Below are 18,992 nucleotides of genomic sequence, written 5' to 3' on the forward strand. Positions count from 1 at the left end.
TTAAGAGGTGCTAATGATTATTTGTTAGTTAATTTAACTTAAATTGATTAAAGCCAAGTTGTTAATGAGAAGTTAAGAGCATAAGCATTTGTCTTCTCTGGGTTACCAAATACATTCGTACTTGTTTCCTCATCAATTTGACGCTCGATTAGAATACCACCGTTTAGCTGTACGTTTCTTCCAACTTGGTATTGAGCACCAATATCGGCTTTATAAAGGCTAACGTGTCTTAGGTTTCCATCATTGAAATTTGATTGACCGAAGTCTGCTGGGTAATCATTTCTATCGTGAGCACGATCAGTTACGAATGAGTACTCAAGGTTAATCCCGACGTTCCACTTATCTGCTAAGCGATATAGGAAGCCTAATTGGGCGTTATAAGATTCTTGTCTAAGTTTCGTATAGCGATCATTTGGATGAGCTGACCAGTAACCATAAAGGGCCTCTGTCCATACACTCCAGTCGCGATTTTCGAATTGGTAGGCCAGTGAGAAACCGTAATCTTCTTTAGGATCGATATCTCTCCAGTAAGAGAAAGCACCAAAGATGATTTCATGATTTCTTGATGGGATAATTCTACCCTTATAAGCAAAACCTTTTTGAAAGTTTGTATTAAAAGTTCTTTCTGTGTCGTATGAAATTTCATCGTCCCCATTAGGAAGATATGGACGAGACTCATCATCGCGATCACGTCTTGCCATTTGGTTGCTTCCAAAGAAAGTTACGTCGTGAATTTGACCTTGGCGCCAACCACCATAACGAAGTGTTAATAAGTACTTTCTTTTAAAGTATCCAGCTCTCATGCTTGAATACGTTTGAGTTAGGTAACCACCATCCATCATATTTCTTTCAGAAATACCAAAGTGCATAGTGTAGAAAGGAACCTTTCCTTTACCACCTGTAAGCTTCCAATTATTGTTGAAGCGATATGAAAGAACCGCTTCTTCCATTAGGTCAACAGTTGTACCAGCTTCTTCAACAGCGTCAATATCAAGCTTAAACTTTGCACTCCATTCATTGTGGTTGAAGTAGAATTTAACATCTGCTGTACCATAACCCATTTCTGCTTTCGTACTATCGTCACCAACTTTTTCTAAAGTTAGTAGATCTAGTACTAAGAATGCTTTGACGTTATAATTTACAGCTAGTGAATTGAAGCTAGAAAGTAGCAACAATGATAAAAATAGGGATTTCTTAAACATCTTCTCTCTCTTAATTTGGCATATTAATATGAGAGAAGATTTATCAAGAACTTATCAATGTGTAAAAACAGTTTTGTGTTAAGGTAGGGAATTAGTAATTCTTACACTCTTCGTAATCTTCGTAATATTGAGAGTGGTCAGGAATACGTCTTTCCTTACATTCACCTCTTTCACTTGCTACATCTCTAGAAGTAGAAGCGCATGATGAAGTCAATAAAATAAGTGTTGTCGCAGTTAAAATGTAGGCTAATTTTTTCATGATAATCTCCTATTATCTCTACATATTATAGCTCTAATTGAGAATAAAAGAAGGCCTGCAAAATATGCAGGCCGCTCATTTTAGTATGCTTTTATTCTAAGACTTTTTTTGAGATTTCTTAGACTTACGATCACATTGACCGTCTTTCTTGCAGCAATCTTTCTTCTTTTTATCGCTCTTACAACAAGCTTTAGCGTCTCTTGAACAAGACTTTCCGTGATGCATAGTTGAACATGAAGCGAATGTTAGCAGTGCACATAGTGTGATAGCTCTAAACATGAATCCTCCTTAATGAATGTTAAATAAGCCTAAAGGCCTTAATAATAGACTCTTCTTTAGAGTAGTCTTTTATTAATTTTAACCCATTCTTAAAAAACATAAAGGTTGAGAGCCCTGCGGCATTTCTTTCACGTGAGGCCAGGTGAGTGGCAAGATTGAAAAGCTTAGGCGCTTCAAAGCCACTAGTGATGGTGATCTGCCATTTGCGATCATCTTTTTTTAATTGAAAATATTCAAAAACGCTGCAGTTCACACCAAATTTAATAATGATATGATTTATATCCTCAGCAATACTAGAACGTTCATTAAACTTGAAGCTTTCATCAATGGCCTGTGGAATATCTTGAGAACAAACAAGGTGAGACCACTTATCAAGCGTATCAAATGGCTCTTCAAAGTATTCAATACTTGCGATCACTTCTGGGGATAGGTTGTAGAAGAGACTTTCAATTTGGTCTGGATCAAGGCTGCGATTACCATCTAAGCGAATGATGGCGCCTTTGCTACTCATTAATTCAAGATTTTTTATAACTTCTCCTATATTAGGAGTCGGTGTGATTTTATATTTAATCACATCACCTTTTTTAACCTCATTGGCTTTAATTGATTGAAAGAGGAGATTAATTTTAACAGTGTTGTCTTGTGTGAAAAAGCAGTGATGTGGGCTGTGTTTTATATAATATTTAATTAAGGCATATTCAAATGCAACAATGATATTCTTTGGGAGTTGAGGGGCATCAATTATTGTCGCTTCTTCAATTGGTCTTTCTAGGAATGATTTTAAATCATAGATAATTTCGTATGTTTCTCTTAGGTCTTGGCCATCATAGAAGAATTCAAAGTAATTTACATAACTAGTGTAGAGTTCGCCATTAATTTTAACTTCACAGTGATAGTAGTCAGAGCCTTTAATATCTCGAGCTTTAGCGTGAAAAGGCTTTATAAATTCTTCTCTTTCTTTGTAAGTTAAATGTAATTCTAATTTATCCAAAGAAGTCCCCCGTAAATAAGAGATGATAAGAATAAGAACTTTCCAGTTTTGGCCAGACTATTATTATACTCCACTGAGGGCCTATTTAAAATAAGATATATCCACGTTTTTAGAAAAGGAAGGACAAGACCTACAACGGCAAAACTCAAATACCATTGTTCATAAATTACACTATGAACGATAATGACAATATTTGCACAAATTACAAATATAAGAGGAAGCCAACTAGAAAGGTTTGGCCTTAATTTATTTAAAAGAATTCCAAGAGTTAATTTCTTGGCCTTTGTATCACTATTGATATCTCTGGCATTATTAATGGCCATAATTGCACTACTTAAAAAACCTGGAAATAGGCTTAGGAGCAGTGCTGAATTTGTGATTTGTTTCGTTTGGAGATAATAGGCACCACAGACAGCAACACAGCCAAAGAAGATAAGTGCTAGTAATTCACCTAAAGCGTAGTGTGATAGAGGAAATGGGCTACCTGTGTATAGATATGACGCTAGCATCGAAATTAGTCCCATTGCGATAATAATGGGGCCACCGACATACATGAGATAGATACCGAGGATGAAGGCGAGCACTAGAGTTGAAATAAACATTGTCTTCACTGTACTTGCTTTTAGTTGTCCGCTACTCGTTACACGTGTTGGGCCAAGTCTTTCTTCAGTATCAACGCCTGTTTGTGTATCGTAATAATCATTTATTAAATTAGAGGCAATTTGTAATAGGACAGTACATAGTAGAGTTAGGATAAAGATAATTAAGGAAAATTTCTGTGTATCACTATAGGCCAATGCCGTTGCCATAATAATTGGTGATGCACCTGCCGGTAGAGTTTTTGGCCTTGAGGCAAGAATAAATCCTTTTATATTATCTTTCATATCTTTAACGTTTTACAGTTTTTAATTTTTTAAATAATTCTAAGTTTGAAGCATTATCTGTAATGGCCTCAATAATATTTACACCTTGATTCTTTAAAGCATTTAGTACTTGCTTATTAAAGTCTTCTTTTGTTTCACATGAGCTGTATTCTAATTCTTCAAATGCTCCAATAACTTTATCAAATCGGTCATCATGTGGTGTTGTAAGTAGATCTAGGAAGTCTTTTTCTTTAGCTATTGGAAGTAGGTTAAAGATATCACCTTGAAAATTATTGATGATAATAACTGTTAAATTCTTCTTTTCACGGGCCGCTTGGTTTAGCATATAAAGTGAGTTCAGATCGTGTTTAAAAGAAATATCTCCTATTAAACATAGTTTTGGACGATCATTCTCATCACTTAGCCCCATTAGTGTGGCCATGAATCCTTCAATACCGCTTACTCCACGATTTGTGAAAACTTTAACATGGCGACGTAGATTACTTGAAACAAAGTTATCAAAGCTTCTAACAATTGTTGAATTACCTATAAGAAGATCATAGTCTAAATCAATTTTTTCTATAATGTTCTTTGAAATAAAAGGCTGAGTTAGGCCAGACTCTTCAATTACGGCCCTCTTCTTTTCTACAAAATCATGCCACATAACAGGTGGAGCTTGTTCAAGCTCAAGTTTTGCAAGACCTTTTAAAAAGGAGAGTGGGTCACAAATAATCTTTTGAGTATTAGAAAAACCAGGATCGTGATCAAAGTCAACATTTGTTACGTGTAGAAGCTCACAATCTGTTTTTTCCAGATAATTATAATAGTGTTTTGATACTAGTCTTCCACCAATATGAATAATCAGCTCTGGGGGATTTTGTTCATATACGCTTAATACTTCTGGGTGATCAAAATTTGGAGTTAGATAGTCTTCAAGACAAAACTCATATTTTAATCCACTTGTAATATCAAGATACTTTGGAATTCGTATGCTTTTTAACGACTCTCTGTAATGATCGATATCTTTCTTGCCATCAAGTTTTCCGATAACAAGAAGGAGGTTCTTTGCCTTTACAAGTCTTTCTTGAAGATTAAATTCCATTTGGTAATTCTGATAAGCGCTTGAGATAACCTTTGCACCATTCTTATGAAAACTCTCAAGTGATGCCTTTAGATATTCTTGTGAGATATAACCTTTAGTATTATCTAAAGGCTCTCTAAGAGGAAAGTTGATATGCACAGGCCTGCGATTTATCTTTGCACGGCCAATTGCCGTTGAGATCAATGTTCTTAATCTCGTTGCACTTAGAGCTTCATTAGGTGCTTCGAGGTTTAAGTTATAGCATGTATGTGAGTCGATAACTCTTGTCTGATCAATTGTCTGATTTGAGTCTGTCTTTACAAGTTCATTTGGTCTATCAGCAGATAAGATAACCAGTGGCAGGCCTGATTTATTGGCCTCAATAACAGCAGGAGCAAAATTGGCCATGGCCGTCCCTGAAGTACAAGTAAGAAGAGGAATGGATTCACTTACTTTTGATCTTCCTAGTGCACGATAGGCCAGAGCTCTCTCATCAAGAAATGAGTATGTTTTTATATCTTCATTGTAATGGGCCGCTGCTAAAACAGGAGCGTTTCGCATACCCGGTGCCGTATAAAAGTCGACGATGCCATTCTTTGCCAATTCATCAACGATGATCGATGCCCATAGGCGAGAAATATTTTGTGTTATTGGAAATTTGTCCATGATTTGGCCTTGATAACTTCCGTAAAGTTTCTCATTTTATTTGTTGTTTCATTCCATTCTTTTTCAGGAGATGAATCTTTTACAATTCCACAACCTGCATAAATATGAAGGTCTTGTTTGTCTGCTAAAGCGCATCTAAGCCCGACTGCAAATTCAGTCTTTTCCTTAGAGAAGAATCCTATTGGTGCAGCGTAAAGTCCACGAGAGCTTTTTTCTAATTGGTCAATTTGCTCAATTGACTCTTTCTTAGGCAGTCCCGCTACAGCTGGTGTTGGATGAAGTCCAGTGATTATATCACTTGCTTTTGCATCATCACTTAAAACACCTTCGTATTTAGAATGAATATGTTGGATATATTTTAGCTTTAAGATTTCTTCTTTCTTTGTAATGTGAAGATCTTTAGTTAGTTTTTTCAGTGCACCTTCAATATAACTTGAAACATGGCGATGCTCTTCTAACTCTTTTTCATTAGATAGTAATGTCTTTTCTAAGAATTCATCTTCTTGCTTATTCTTTCCTCTCTTTATTGTTCCTGCAAGAGAGTCGATATAAACATTGCGCCCCTGCATCTTAAAAAGAGTCTCTGGTGTGACACTATAAAAACACTGATTAGCAGAGAATTGAAAAAGAATATTATAACTATTATTTGTATTATTTTCTTTTAGTGTTTTAAATTGTTCATAAGCGCAAATTGGATGCTTGAATGTGAATTTTAATTTACGAGATAGAACGACTTTTTTGAGGTCCTGTTCTTTTATTTTACTTACTGCCTCGTTAACCATTTTTCCCCACTGAGTTTTACTCGTAGCAGAGATACTCTTTGTTATATAGTTATATTCACTATGCATATGCTTTGGGTTTGGCTCTAATGAGATGGCCAACTTGTGAAGAGCTTCTTTCTTGGCGTTATCATCTTCAAAATATGAATTAGGAAGTATGATCTTAATATCAACACCTTGATTCCCACCATCGATAATAACTTTTGGAACAAAGTATGAACAATCTTCTAGGCCATGCCATTCCAAACAATCTGGTTCTGACTTAAACCTCTGAGCACCACATATTTTTAAGAAGTCGTGCTCTCTCGTTAGATTTTCAATATCTTCATAGTGATAAAGAGAGTTAAAGTCCTGCCAAGAACCTAGAGCAAGGAATTCACAATCCTTGTCTTTATTTAAAAAATAAAACTTTCGATATGTTTGAAATAAATCGATTATAGATGAAATATTATTAAAGCCAGCTTCTAGTTTGAAGAGGGTGTAAATAGGCCCTTTAACTAGACGCTCGTCATTTGGATCAAGCTTTATAAGCTGATTAATGATATCAATTTGTAAGTTATTAGCAGCTAGGCGCAATTACTTGTCTCCAATATAAAGAGTGGCTATACCAAATGTAAGAGGAATAAAACGTACGTTTTTAAATCCTGCTTTCGTCATCTCATCAGCAAACTCTTGTCCATATGGAAAGTCTTCTACTGTTTGATTTAGGTATGTATAAGCATCTTTATGTTTTGAAATTAAATTTCCAACAAATGGAAGTAGGTATCTAAAGTAGAAGAAATAGATCCCTCTAAAAAGTGCATTCTTTGGTATTGAGAATTCTAAGATAAAGCTTCGTCCACCTGGTCTAATTACTCGATACATATTTCGCAAAGAAGTCTTGTAGTCTGGAAAGTTTCTGATTCCAAAACTTACGCTTGTTACATCAAATGTTTCATCAGCAGCTGGAATTTCTACTCCATCACCAATTTGCATTTTTGCGACATTATCTAATTTCTTATTTGTAATCTTCTTCTTACCAATTTCAATCATGCCTTTTGACAGATCAATACCAGTAACACTTTCTACATTCTTTGCTCGCGCTAATGCAATGGTTAGGTCACCCGTACCGCATGCAAGATCTAGGCATTGTAGTTTTTCTTTCTTTGGAAGATTTGCGATAACAATCTTTCTCCAATAAATATCAACGCCAAAAGAGAGGATATGATTTAAGAGATCATATGTTCCTGCAATTTTGTCGAAAATTTCAAACGATTTAGTCTTTCTGTTTGCGAGTTCTTTATTACTCATATTGTTTTAACCTCTGCGTTTTTGCAATGCATGATATTTTAATAGTATTTGCGTTATATTAATCATTTACGGCCTATATCGACAAGTGGTAATTATATTAAAACGGAAAAAACAATGAACGAATTTTTAGAATCCATTCCTCCACAAATCTTGGATAAGTCAGTTAATATTGACCTCGAGATAAAGTCTTCTAATTGCTTAGAAGCAGTGAAAGATGCCCTAGAAAAAACAGTACTTTCTGGCGGTAAACGTCTTCGTCCAATGCTTACTTATTTAATGGCGGACTTCTTTAACGCCCATGATAAGAATGATGTAACAATCTGTGCCCGTGCAATTGAAATGGTTCATGCAGCCTCTCTTGCTCACGATGATGTCATTGATAATGCAACGCAAAGGCGTGGAAATCCTTCAATTAATGTGGAAGCATCTAATAAGAAGGCCGTTTTAGCTGGTGATTACTTACTAGCAGATGTGATTCTAAGCCTATCACAAATTGGCTCCGTTAAGATTTTACAAACGATGTCTCAGGTCATTCAAGAGCTTGCAATTGGCGAGTGGATACAATCTGATGCTCTTGAGAGTCGAATCTATTCAAAAGAAGTTATTGAGAAAATTGCTTTTCACAAAACTGCCTCAGTTATGGGATGGTGTTGCTGGTCTGGCGCATATGTTGGGCTAGAAGATGAAGAGATCGCTAATAAGGCCGCACGCTTTGGACATCTTATTGGTATAGCTTTTCAAATGATTGATGATACTCTGGACTTTAGTGATGGCGAAAGTCTTAAAGATGCCCATCTTGATCTTGAGGCCAACCTTGTAAATTCTGTAATCTATGATTATCTTGATAAGAATCCTCTTAAAATGGATGCTTATCAAAAAGGTGAAGATCTCAAGGATATTGTTGAACTTGATCAAGTTCATCCAAATGTCGAAAATATAAAAAGCGAAGCAAATGCTCTAATCGAAGAAGCTAATGATATTCTACATGAGATTCGCACAAGCTTACTTGAGCGTGGATTCAATGAAGAGCGCCTTAGTGAAACGATTAAACCACTAGAGTTAATCGGTGGCTTTATTCTTAATCGTAAGTCTTAATTATTAGTCTTAAAGTCTAAATGTTGCCCAGATAGGGAAGTGATCACTTGCCTGCTTAAGCTCAATTGCATCATCATCGATACAAGTTACACGCTTATCTAATCCCTTTGTCATAAACTTTGGAAGTTCACTTGGTGGTGTACAAAAGACATTTGTTTTCTCCACAAGGGTTTCTGGATTATAGATTCCTGCATCCATGAGTTTAAGTCCACGATAAGCAATATAGTCTAGAGTTAGTGGGTTGCGATTGGCCGCAAATGTTTGTCGCTCATTTGTTGGCCCTGGATTTTTTAGCCAAGGTGAGAGGTGATTAAAGAGCCTTCTAAGAACGACTGAGCCTGGGTTATTCATATAGATTGATGTATTGAGATCGCCCATGACAATCACGCGATCATCTTTGTGAATTGGTCTTAGTTTCTTGTAGCGCTCTGGCATCACAACATTAAAATTTGTTGCTCCAGTTACATACCATTCTAGAAAGCGTAGTTGATCGCGGTTTCTCTCATAGTTTGGAGTGTTGCGATTTCCAAAGTGATAACTTGGTACAGCATGAAGTAGTACTATATGTACTTCAGTATCATTGGCTTCTATCACTAGGTGAGTAAAACTCTTATCAAAGAGCTCCATATCTTTTGGTAAAGGCTTACCATTTGCTGTTTTGTACTTTGAAAGGTCTATAGCAGGATTAAATTCTTTCCAAGTTATATCAGAAATAATTCTTTCTTCTTTAATAGGATGCTTGGAAGCAAAACCTGTTGAGTACTGGCCAGGAAAGAGGCCGTAGTTAACCTGATCTGCATTCTTGCGATCTTTTGTGTACTTACCTTTAACCTTTTTTGCATTCTTTCCAGTATTTGCTTTGGCAAAACTTACTGCAAATTGATCAGTATCTTCTTTTAATTGGCTTAAAAGAAGCTCCATATTCTCTCCGCGAGAGTCGTATTGTATCTCGTTAATGCTTAAGGCATTAAAGTCTAACTTTGTTAAAATATTTTTTACACTCGTTAATTGGTCATTCTTTTTTCTAAGCTTATTACTTTCAAGCTCTTTAATATTCCAATGAACAAGTTTGATCTCATCATCACGTGTCTGTTTTGAAGAACATGATAGTAGAAGTACAAATACAATAACAAAGTTAAGTGCTTTCATTAGAATAGAAAATCCTTTACGTCTTGCTTACAAGCTTCTTCAATTTCTTCCACAGTTTTTGGAATCATGTGTGATAAATTTTCATGTCCATCTGCTGTAATAAGAATATTGTCTTCAGTTCTTATACCAATTCCTTTTAATTCCTCTGGAATATTGTCAAGTTCCTTAGGGAAGTAAAGGCCTGGCTCGATTGTGAAGATAACACCTTTTTCAAATGGTGTTGGCTCGTTTGTTCCCTCTACTAGGTATGGGTTTTGGTCGTGTACATCAAGTCCAAGCCAGTGTCCTGTTCCATGTGGGAAGAATTTACGATGATTATCTTTTGCAATATTTTCTTCTACACTTCCACTTAAGACTTTAAGATCAATTAGTCCTTGAGTCAGGATTTCACTAACTTTAGCGTGTAGCATTTTTGAGTTATTTCCTGGTTTTGATAATTCAATTGCAGCAATTTGAGAGTCTAAAATAATATTATAAACTTCTTTTTGAATTCCTGTGAATGTACCACTTACCGGAAATGTTCTTGTGATGTCAGTTGCGTAACCGTTAAGTTCACTACCGGCATCAATTAGAAGTAAGTCTCCACTATTTAGTGGCTCATCATTTTTAATATAGTGAAGAATGCAAGCATTATTACCACCAGCTACAATATTGTCATATGCACTGCCTTGAGAAGGACCTTTTGAAAAAAGATACATCATTAAAGCATTAACTTCTTGTTCTGTTACACCTGGTTTTGCTAGTGCCATTGCTGCACGGTGGGCCTTATCTGTAACAATCATGGCCTCGCGCATTTGTGCGATTTCAGTTTCATCTTTAATAAGTCTCATTCTCTCAACAAGAGCACCTACATTTTTAATCGTTGCAGGAGGAAGCTCTTTTTGAGCTCTTTTCTTATGGAATAAAGATGCACTTATCTTTCTTGCCATATCTGCAATATCAGTTCGCTCACTTAGGTGAACATAAAGATTCTCATGTCCTGGAAGTAGCTCTTCTAATTTCTCTTCCAGGTCATTGATTGAATAACCTTCATCAACTTCTGTCAGTTCTGCTGCTTTATCTGGACCAAGTCTTTTACCTGCCCACATTTCTGCAATAGGATCTTTTGGTCTTACAAAGAGAATTTGCTTTGTCTTACCATTCTTCTTACTAAGTACTAGAGCACTATCGGCTTCAGTTAGTCCTGTTAAGTAACGAAAATTTGAATTTTGACGAAATGGAAACTCTGTATCATTGCTCTTGTGCTGATAGACAGCAGATGCGATAACGGCAATTCCATCATCCATCATTTCTAATAGCTTTTTACGACGTGTGTTATATATATTTTCAGACATTTATACCTCTCTTTTATTTGATGGGAATCATATCAAAATAAGGACAAAAGGCAAATTAGGAACTTTCAAATTGGGATAAATAAAGACTAAATATAAAGGGGGAGCCGTAAAGCTCCCCCCAGACAACCAAAAAACCTAATGAAGAAAATAGGTTCTTCTCTTAATTAAAATCTCTTCATACAAGTATCGCGACGTCCGCTGATACGAGCATCTCTTGCACATTGTGATCTTGCTTCAGAACATGCACGAGCTTGTACACCAGTTCCTCTTGGTCCTCTGGCCGAAGAAGTATATGTTTGAACAACTCTTCCACCAAATCTTCCATTTGCTATGCGATCAAATGAACAAAACTTTGTTACGATTGGCGTTGGTCTTGGCCCTGGACCTGGTCCTGGACGCCCACCACGTATCTTTTCACAAGTAAATTTCCATGGATTATTCTTTTCGTAACGAGCATCAAAACACTTATTATCTGCTTTTTCACAAGCTCTCATTTGAGTGTTTCCTTGTGCTGTGAATGTATCAACAATACGCCCGTTATTTGTATTAACTAGGTTAAATGAACAAGTTTCTTTTCTTGGCCTTGGATCAGGTCTTGTGTAAGCAACTTGGCAACTAGCATTTCTTACAACACGATCATAAGATCTTCTGTTTTGCTCAAAGTGACATCTTGAAAGTGCTTCACGGCAAGCTTGATTGTAATTGTAGTCATAAGCAAAGAAAGTATCTAAAACCCTGCCATTCCTGGCAACAAGTTCAGCAGTACAATCTTGGGCCATCGCTGATTGTGTGGCCATTGAAGTAACAAATAAAGCAGCAGCAACTAAAAACTTTTTCATAAATAAAACCCCTCTCGTTTTTTTTATTTTGTTAACTTAGTTTTATGAGTTGACGTTTAAGCTGACAATTTCAATTACTTACGGGACTAAAAAAATGCCGAATTGTAAGAAAATTCAAGAAAAATAACATTTTGAATGTGAAATTCTTACAAATATCCTAATTTAATGGTTTCTTATTGTCCCTAAATGTACAAAATTTTCCCAAATTCATTAGTTGTTAAGATTTCTTCATAATTCAAAATCTTCATTCCGATAATTATTGTATGGAATTAAGTCTCTATGAAAGAGTTAAAATACATGCAATGGAATCCGACTTTAGTCGTTTAAGCTTAGATGGCCAAGAAGTCGTCTACATGGGACAAAGCATAACTGCTCCAAGTAGGTGGGACAAGAAGCTACTTAGACATTCCTTTGCTCTATATGGACTCATTAAAAGAGAAGTTCTTCAAATCCGATTCCACTTAGAGTCTAATCAGGTTATTGAATCTAAAATTTTTAAGGGCCGTTATAAGAGTGTTTCTGATTACAAAAGTATTATGAATACAATGCTGGAGCTAGAAAGCTTATCTCGTAAGTACGGACTTAAGATTCTAAAGGCCGAGATCGCTCATACTCATCTCAGTGAATGTCGAATTGATAAAAAGAACCTGAAGTTTTGTATGTTGTCAGAAAGTGATCTTCAGGTGGCAAAGAGATTAAAACAATTTAGAAATTATCCTATTGAAATAAAGGCCATCGCAAAGGATGGCCTAGTATTTAAAAAAGTCTTTTAAGATTTCTTATTTAAGAAGTTTTATGACACGATCTTTTCCAATAGTGCGGATAAATCCTGCAAGCTTTGGACCTTTTTCACGTGAAATTAACTTTTGATAAATTGGTGCAAAAATATCCGCTGGCTTAAGTTCTAGCTCATGCATCACTTCATACATCTTATCGTTAAATTCCTTATCACTTTCAATCGTATCCCACTGCTCTTCGCAAAGTGCAACAAGCTTATCAAGGTATGTGCGAACCTTATCTTCTAGAGGCATATCAACAGCTTCTTTATTGATAGCAAATTTAAATTCCTCTGGAGCATTCTCTTGTAGCCAGTGAAGAGCACATGCACTTCTTTCTCTAAAGCGCCTTTCGTCTCTATCAGTCTTGATTTGATCAGCGTAGTAAGAGCGTGCTGCTTCAATGTCTCCATCATTAATTTGTAGAACATTGCACAGGTGTCTAAAAGAAGGTTGGAAAGGACACTCAGTAGGGTGCTCTCCAATTTGAGATAGTTCAATTACTCTCTTTGCCATCGCAACTTTCTTCTCGTTACCTTTTTCAAGGCCAAAAGCAAGTCTTTCTTGGCGATCATAGTCTTCATATGTTTTTAAAACATCAAGGTCAAATGAGATCGCAAAATCAACATTTGTCTTATATGAAGCAAAGATCCAACGAACCATTTCTGGCTCATATACCTTTAGGATATCATTAACAGTAACAAGGTTCCCTTTTGAGGAACTCATTTTTCCGCCAAGGCCTTTAATTGAGACAAAGTCGTATTGAAGATAGATCGGTGCCTGCCAGTCAAAAACTTTTACAATGTCTTTTGCTGTCGTAAATGATCCACCCTGAGAAGAGTGATCTTTTCCACCTGGCTCAAAGTCAACTTTTTCAAATGCCCATCTCATTGGCCAGTCAACTCGCCATGGAAGCTTCACAAGGCTTGTTGTATTAATATCGATTTCTCCTTCATAGTCGTGCTCGTTATGCTTGTAGCGTAACTTGCTTTCACCGTCCCATGAAAGAATTGTCGTTTTATCAGTTTTATACTTTTCACAGTAAACAGATACCGGGTAATAGTCATCACCATATGGCTCTTTTCTGTATTGATTTAAAATATCACGAATTTCAAATCTCTTATTAAGTGCTAATTTAATCTGTTCTTTATAATCACCAGCACGGTATTTCTTTGCCTGATAAATTGGTTCAACTTCAACACCAACTTTCTTAAGTTGTTCTTCAAAGTTGTGTTCATGATGAGCAGCATAGCTTTCATGTTCACCAAATGGATCTGGAGTATCAACAATTGGTTGGAAAAGATATTGTGCTAATTCATCTTGTTTTGGAAGATTACCTGGAATCTTTCTAAACGTATCGTAATCATCCCATGAAAAGATGAAGCGAACATTCTTACCACGGGCACGAAGTCCGCGTGCTACAAGGTCTGTTGTGATAACCTCTCTAAAGTTACCAAAATGAACAACTCCTGATGGAGTGATCCCACTGGCCACAACATAATCATCTTTGTCGCCGTGTTGGCGAATGATGCGATCGGCCGTCATGTCGGCCCAGTGAACAAGATTTAGTTTTTCTGACATATAGTACTCACTAGTTTTATTTTTATTTAGGCCACTATAGCAAAATAATTTCGCGTAGTTAAGAATTTTCATTATATTTTGGCCACTTTTATGCTAGATTTAAAGCATGTTTGCAGCATTAGTAAAAGCGGCCATTTTCTATTGGGTCTTTATTATGATCCGAAGACTTCTAAGATCAAGCGGAGTCCTGGCCGATAAGAAGCCTAAGGCAAACCCGTTTTCTACAAATCACTCTCAACGCCAAAGACCTCAAGGTCAATTCAAAGATGAAGATGTTATTGAAGCAGATTATCGTGTTATCGATTAAGCTTTTGTAAGACTTTTCAAGACTGAAATTATCTACTTTAAAAATATTCTGTTAGAATAGAAGTATCTTATATTTAAAAATGGAGTTTTAAATGTCATTTAATCTTTTAAAGTATTGTCTTGTGATTCTTGGACTTTTCTCTCTTGCGGGTTGTGAAGACTACGGCAAGGAAGGCGAAAGTGATCGTGGAATAATTAGAGCTGGTCAAGCTTTAGAGATTGTTAATACCGAATTAGGCGACAATAGCTTAAATCGTATGACAAGAATATGTGAGGCCCTTGAGGAGCATCACGATAATATTTTAAGAAATGTTTTTTCTGAAGATTTCATCTTTTCTCGCAGACAAAAGGTCTACGGAGATCCAAATACAAGAGATATTACAAATTTAGGTGTCTATATTGAAGCGCCTAATGATTACGACTCAACTCCTGTCTTCAAAGGAACTCGAGGAACAGCAAAGAACTTTATTACTGATATTCCTACTGAGAATAATCTCTACCTCGCTAAGATCTGTGACTACACATTAAATAACGTAGGTACTAAGCCTAAGGTTCAAGAGAAAGTAGGTGGTAATTATCATGTCTTCAATGTCTTCTCTGACGATGGAGTAGCTGTTGGTATTTATACGAAAAATAGTAATGGTAATTACTATCTTTATCGTTCTTATGAATATCGCTTTGATATTAATAAAAATTCTCGTTACTACGGTATGGCAATTGAACAAAGTGAGATATTTATAAGGGATTACCGCGGAAGTGATTACTCTGTTTTATACCAAAAGTTTGAAAGAGCTGATTAGAAATAAAAAAACCGAAGCATTGCTTCGGTTTTTTGTATAAAAGAGGGGGGAGGGTTCACTTACATTACTTTGTAAGGAATTCAATTTCTTGTTTATATAATTCAACTTCTTCTTCCAAAAGTTCTAAATACTGCTGATCGTAATCTACTTGTGATTCATTCAAAAATTGAATCTCATGGGCCAATTCATTGATCTCACGACCTAGTTCATTATCTAAGCCACGAACTCTGACAGAGTTTAAAAGGACAAGATTCATTTTCTTTGTAATTTGGCGAATCTCATTTGATTGCTTCATTAAAGCAATGGGATTTCTAATTGATCGCTCGTCATCGCCGTTATGTGGGATGGCCGCATAAGACTGGAAAGAGATAATTAGGCTCAGTAGTATTGCTTTCATGCCTATATCTTAGCATTTGGCATGTTATTGCCTCATCGATTTTGTAAGCCTTACATAGACGTTCAATAAATGAACATATTTGAAGCACAAACTGCGCAGATTCCTGACGGCTTCTTGTAATTCTTGTGTGCTCAGATCTAAGTGTCTGAAATAATTAGTCTAAACCAAGCTTAGTATTGATTTCTTTTTGATCCACTAAGCCTTTATCAATTGAGTTCTTGATAACCATTAAGGCCTGTTGAGAGATCATACGCTTATCTGCTGTGGCAACAGATAGGTCGATATGCTTTTGGTTTTCTACAACCGAATATTTAACTAGTGGGCGTACGATTTCAATGGCCTCTTCTAATGTTGGCAATTTGCTCACTTAGTAACTCCTTTTAATTCTAATTAATGAATTAAGGATAACCGAATTTTAACGCTACGAAAATAAAAAAGGTGACAAGTTCGATAAACTTTCTTTAAAATTTAAGAAAGTATTAAATTACACACAAATTCTAATACGAATTTTGAGAGAGAAACTAGAAACAAAGGATTGTTTAAATGATTAAACTCGCAAGTACTCGCGTTTTATTAGCGCTATTTTCCGCGCTTACCAGCTTGAGCGTTTTTGCTCAAGATGAGCTTAAGCTCCAAGAACAAGTAAACAAAATTTTCGGAACATTCAATGAACATTATGAAAAATTCCTATTTTTCCCTGTTCCAGTTTTCTATTGGGGTGAAGTTATCACGATGCCACTAATTTTATTAGTGATGGTATTTGGTGGACTCTTCTTTACTATTCGTCTCGGATTTATCAATGTACGTCTTTTTAAGCATTCAATTGATGTTATCCGTGGAAAGTATGATAACCCTGAAGATGAAGGTGATATTACTCACTTTCAGGCCCTAACGTCAGCATTATCTGCGACTGTTGGTCTTGGAAATATCGCTGGTGTTGCCCTTGCAATTGGCCGCGGTGGACCAGGTGTTATTTTTTGGATTTGGATTATTGCCTTCTTTGGTATGTCACTAAAATTTGCTTCTTCAACTTTTGCTCAACTTTATAAGCAAAAGACTATGAAAGGAGATATCTTAGGTGGACCAATGGTTTATTTAAGCGAAATGTTTAAAAATCATAATTGGCCGATGCTAGGTAAGATCATGGGTTGTTTCTATGCTGTTATGACTATTGGTGCTTCACTTGGTGGTGGAAACCTTTTCCAAGCAAACCAAACATATAAGATTATCGCTAATCAACACCCTGATGCAAATCCATGGATTGTTGGTATTGTTCTAGCCTTCCTTGCTGGTGCAGTTCTTATTGGTGGGATTAAAAAGATTGGAAGTGTAACTTCTAAGCTTGTTCCTTTCATGTGTGTCTTCTATGTACTTTCTTGTCTAGCAATTATCTTCTCAAACGCAAGTATGATTCCAGATATGTTCGTACAAATCTTCAAAGAAGCTTTTAATCCAGATGCGGCATTTGGTGGATTCTTTGCTGTTATGTTAACAGGTGTTCAACGAGCATCATTTTCAAATGAAGCCGGTCTTGGTTCTTCTGCAATTGCTCACGCAGCAGCTAAAACAAAAGAGCCTGTGCGTGAAGGTGTTGTTGCTATGATTGGACCAGTAATTGATACTCACGTTGTTTGTACAATTACGGCCTTAACACTTTTAATCACTGGTGCTTATAAAGATCCAGAAGTTGCAAAACAAGGTGTTGAAATGACGGCCCTCGCATTTTCTCATTTAGGAAGTTGGATGCCTTATTTCTTATTAGTTGCAATTTGTGTATTTGCATATTCAACGGTTATTTCTTGGTCATACTATGGTGAGAGAGCAACTGTTTATCTATTTGAAAAACGCTTAGGTTATAATGCTGTTCGTTTCTACCGATTTGCATATGTATTTATTATTATTCTCGGTCCAGTACTAAGTATTGGTAATGTTCTTGGATTTGCTGACTTAATGCTACTGTCAATTGCATTCCCGAATATCATTGGAATGGTTTGTTTCTCAGGAATCTTGAAGGCCAAGGCCCAAGATTATCTTGATCGATTTAAATCAGGTCAAATGAAAGAATACTTCTAAAAAAGAAAGGGGCCACTTAGGCCCCTTTTTTATTTGTAGATTTTTATATCTTCGATTTCTTCTAAGTATTGTTTGTGGCCTTTCTTTTCAAAACTTATAAGCTCATCCATTGAACCTAATCTTTCTACCCATTCTTTGACAAAGAGACTTCCATTAATGAGATCGATTGCAAGATTTCCAAATGCGTACTCATAGTCCTTTTTGTCCCATTCAAACTTATCACCTAAAACACGTTTAAATTCTCGACAAAGGTATTGAGAAACATGCCATGAATTAAATTTAGCTGGATCAGTTACATGAATATGGACGCCGCCACAAGCTACACCTGCATGCTTGTTAAAAGTAGGCATGAAATTAACTGGACGTAGAATAAAGCTATTATTATCAATTTCATGTAGTGTATCGCTTAGCCCCTCAACAAAGGAATAGGCTTCTATTGCTGGATGACCTATGACTTCAAGTGCTCGTGTTGTTCCACGGCCCTCGCTAAGATTTGTTCCTTCATAAAGAACTGTACCGCAAAATGTATGAGCACCTTGTGGAGTAGGAAGGTTAGGAGAAGGGTTTATCCATTCAAGTCCTGTGTCTTGCCAGAACATTGATCTTGTTAGGCCTTGTACTTCAATGACTTCTAATTCAACACTAAAACCTAGTTTCTTTTTAGCGTACTTTGCATATTCGCCCATGGAAAGAGCATGTCTTTGTGGGATCTCTAAGGCCCCTACAAAAGATCTAAATTCTGTTTCTAAAATATTGCCTTCAATTTTTTCAAGGCCTACTGGATTAGGGCGATCGAGAATAACAACTTTAATTCCCTGTTTAGAACACTCTTCTAAGAGGTAGGTTACAGTTGTTATATATGTATAGACACGTGTTCCAACATCTTGAAGGTCCACCACAAAAGTATCAATTCCTTCTAACATTTCTTTTGTGGGTTTTCTTGTCTCGCTATATAAAGAGTAAACCGGAACTTGGAAGAACGGGTGTGTATAGTGATCAGTTTCAACCATATTGTCTTGAACATCACTAACGAAACCATGTTGTGGGCCAAAGAGTTTTTTGAATCGATCTCCAAAAAATTCCTTGAATAGTATTGGGGCAACTTTCAAATTTGAGTCGACGCTTGCGCTGTGACACAAAAGAGCAATATTACCAGTAATCTTATTTTGTAGAGATGCGTCATCTCTTAATCTATCGAGTCCTATTTTTATCATGTGTAATATTTTATGGGC

20 protein-coding genes are annotated in these 18,992 nt (G+C 36.2%); 5 read left to right on the top strand and 15 right to left on the bottom strand.

The features are described from left to right. Positions 1 to 47: 47 nt before the first annotated feature. The 8 genes from DAY19_RS11290 to ubiE all read right to left on the bottom strand — a co-directional run bounded on the left by DAY19_RS11290 (position 48) and on the right by ubiE (position 7,410). The gene (locus tag DAY19_RS11290) at positions 48 to 1,202 is read right to left on the bottom strand and encodes a hypothetical protein (RefSeq protein WP_115362485.1); all 1,155 of its coding nucleotides are present in this window, start codon (positions 1,200 to 1,202) and stop codon (positions 48 to 50) included. Between the two features lie 91 nt (positions 1,203 to 1,293). Beyond that, positions 1,294 to 1,461 (bottom strand): hypothetical protein, encoded by a 168-nt coding sequence (locus tag DAY19_RS15255; RefSeq protein WP_158536886.1) that lies wholly within the window; start codon positions 1,459 to 1,461, stop codon positions 1,294 to 1,296. A 96-nt stretch (positions 1,462 to 1,557) separates the two neighbouring features. Further along, on the bottom strand, positions 1,558 to 1,740 hold the full coding sequence (locus DAY19_RS11295) for a hypothetical protein (RefSeq protein WP_115362487.1): 183 nt from the start codon (positions 1,738 to 1,740) through the stop codon (positions 1,558 to 1,560). Between the two features lie 19 nt (positions 1,741 to 1,759). Continuing rightward, positions 1,760 to 2,731, bottom strand: coding sequence for a hypothetical protein (locus DAY19_RS11300; protein ID WP_115362489.1), 972 nt, complete (start codon positions 2,729 to 2,731; stop codon positions 1,760 to 1,762). Next, on the bottom strand, positions 2,719 to 3,615 hold the full coding sequence (menA, locus tag DAY19_RS11305; protein ID WP_115362491.1) for a 1,4-dihydroxy-2-naphthoate octaprenyltransferase: 897 nt from the start codon (positions 3,613 to 3,615) through the stop codon (positions 2,719 to 2,721). The genes DAY19_RS11300 and menA overlap by 13 nt, the downstream gene beginning before the upstream one ends. 4 nt (positions 3,616 to 3,619) lie before the next feature. Further along, positions 3,620 to 5,341 carry a 2-succinyl-5-enolpyruvyl-6-hydroxy-3-cyclohexene-1-carboxylic-acid synthase gene (gene menD, locus DAY19_RS11310; protein WP_115362493.1) on the bottom strand — a complete coding sequence of 574 codons (1,722 nt, stop codon included), beginning with the start codon at positions 5,339 to 5,341 and terminating at the stop codon, positions 3,620 to 3,622. Then, entirely contained in the window at positions 5,323 to 6,696 is a 1,374-nt protein-coding gene (locus tag DAY19_RS11315; RefSeq protein ID WP_115362495.1) for an isochorismate synthase, read from the bottom strand. Before DAY19_RS11315 ends, menD begins: the two co-directional genes overlap by 19 nt. Next, complete coding sequence (ubiE, locus tag DAY19_RS11320) at positions 6,697 to 7,410, bottom strand: bifunctional demethylmenaquinone methyltransferase/2-methoxy-6-polyprenyl-1,4-benzoquinol methylase UbiE (protein ID WP_115362497.1); 714 nt, start codon at positions 7,408 to 7,410, stop codon at positions 6,697 to 6,699. It lies immediately after the preceding gene. Between the two features lie 114 nt (positions 7,411 to 7,524). Between ubiE and DAY19_RS11325 the strand changes: the two genes are divergently transcribed. Then, entirely contained in the window at positions 7,525 to 8,505 is a 981-nt protein-coding gene (locus DAY19_RS11325; RefSeq protein WP_115362499.1) for a polyprenyl synthetase family protein, read from the top strand. 9 nt (positions 8,506 to 8,514) lie between these two features. Here DAY19_RS11325 and DAY19_RS11330 read toward each other — a convergent pair whose 3' ends face one another. From DAY19_RS11330 to DAY19_RS11340, 3 genes are all read right to left on the bottom strand, one after another. Then, on the bottom strand, positions 8,515 to 9,654 hold the full coding sequence (locus DAY19_RS11330) for an exonuclease/endonuclease/phosphatase family protein (protein WP_115362501.1): 1,140 nt from the start codon (positions 9,652 to 9,654) through the stop codon (positions 8,515 to 8,517). Then, entirely contained in the window at positions 9,654 to 10,988 is a 1,335-nt protein-coding gene (locus DAY19_RS11335; RefSeq protein ID WP_115362503.1) for an aminopeptidase P N-terminal domain-containing protein, read from the bottom strand. Before DAY19_RS11335 ends, DAY19_RS11330 begins: the two co-directional genes overlap by 1 nt. A gap of 164 nt (positions 10,989 to 11,152) precedes the next feature. Beyond that, complete coding sequence (locus tag DAY19_RS11340; RefSeq protein WP_115362505.1) at positions 11,153 to 11,827, bottom strand: hypothetical protein; 675 nt, start codon at positions 11,825 to 11,827, stop codon at positions 11,153 to 11,155. Positions 11,828 to 12,090: 263 nt separating this feature from the next. Here DAY19_RS11340 and DAY19_RS11345 point away from each other — a divergent pair, with 263 nt between their 5' ends. After that, complete coding sequence (locus tag DAY19_RS11345) at positions 12,091 to 12,600, top strand: hypothetical protein (protein ID WP_133296953.1); 510 nt, start codon at positions 12,091 to 12,093, stop codon at positions 12,598 to 12,600. A 6-nt stretch (positions 12,601 to 12,606) separates the two neighbouring features. On the opposite strand, the gene lysS is transcribed toward DAY19_RS11345, so the two are convergent. Next, complete coding sequence (gene lysS, locus DAY19_RS11350; protein ID WP_115363730.1) at positions 12,607 to 14,184, bottom strand: lysine--tRNA ligase; 1,578 nt, start codon at positions 14,182 to 14,184, stop codon at positions 12,607 to 12,609. 106 nt (positions 14,185 to 14,290) lie between these two features. Between lysS and DAY19_RS11355 the strand changes: the two genes are divergently transcribed. Together DAY19_RS11355 and DAY19_RS11360 are read left to right on the top strand one after the other, a co-directional pair. After that, the gene (locus DAY19_RS11355) at positions 14,291 to 14,491 is read left to right on the top strand and encodes a hypothetical protein (RefSeq protein ID WP_115362509.1); all 201 of its coding nucleotides are present in this window, start codon (positions 14,291 to 14,293) and stop codon (positions 14,489 to 14,491) included. A 91-nt stretch (positions 14,492 to 14,582) separates the two neighbouring features. Beyond that, positions 14,583 to 15,290, top strand: coding sequence for a hypothetical protein (locus DAY19_RS11360; protein ID WP_115362511.1), 708 nt, complete (start codon positions 14,583 to 14,585; stop codon positions 15,288 to 15,290). Positions 15,291 to 15,354: 64 nt separating this feature from the next. Here DAY19_RS11360 and DAY19_RS11365 read toward each other — a convergent pair whose 3' ends face one another. Beyond that, positions 15,355 to 15,687, bottom strand: a complete 333-nt coding sequence (locus tag DAY19_RS11365) for a hypothetical protein (RefSeq protein WP_115362513.1) — start codon at positions 15,685 to 15,687, stop codon at positions 15,355 to 15,357. A 154-nt stretch (positions 15,688 to 15,841) separates the two neighbouring features. Further along, positions 15,842 to 16,054 (bottom strand): hypothetical protein, encoded by a 213-nt coding sequence (locus DAY19_RS11370; RefSeq protein WP_115362515.1) that lies wholly within the window; start codon positions 16,052 to 16,054, stop codon positions 15,842 to 15,844. A 176-nt stretch (positions 16,055 to 16,230) separates the two neighbouring features. On the opposite strand from DAY19_RS11370, the gene DAY19_RS11375 reads away from it, so the two are divergent. Continuing rightward, positions 16,231 to 17,760: an alanine/glycine:cation symporter family protein gene (locus tag DAY19_RS11375; RefSeq protein ID WP_115362517.1), complete on the top strand. Its 1,530-nt coding sequence runs from the start codon at positions 16,231 to 16,233 to the stop codon at positions 17,758 to 17,760. A gap of 29 nt (positions 17,761 to 17,789) precedes the next feature. Here DAY19_RS11375 and DAY19_RS11380 read toward each other — a convergent pair whose 3' ends face one another. After that, positions 17,790 to 18,974 (bottom strand): exo-beta-N-acetylmuramidase NamZ family protein, encoded by a 1,185-nt coding sequence (locus DAY19_RS11380; RefSeq protein WP_115362519.1) that lies wholly within the window; start codon positions 18,972 to 18,974, stop codon positions 17,790 to 17,792. Positions 18,975 to 18,992: the final 18 nt, after the last annotated feature.

Source organism: Halobacteriovorax vibrionivorans (assembly GCF_003346865.1).
Taxonomy (GTDB): Bacteria; Bdellovibrionota; Bacteriovoracia; order Bacteriovoracales; family Bacteriovoracaceae; genus Halobacteriovorax_A; species Halobacteriovorax_A vibrionivorans.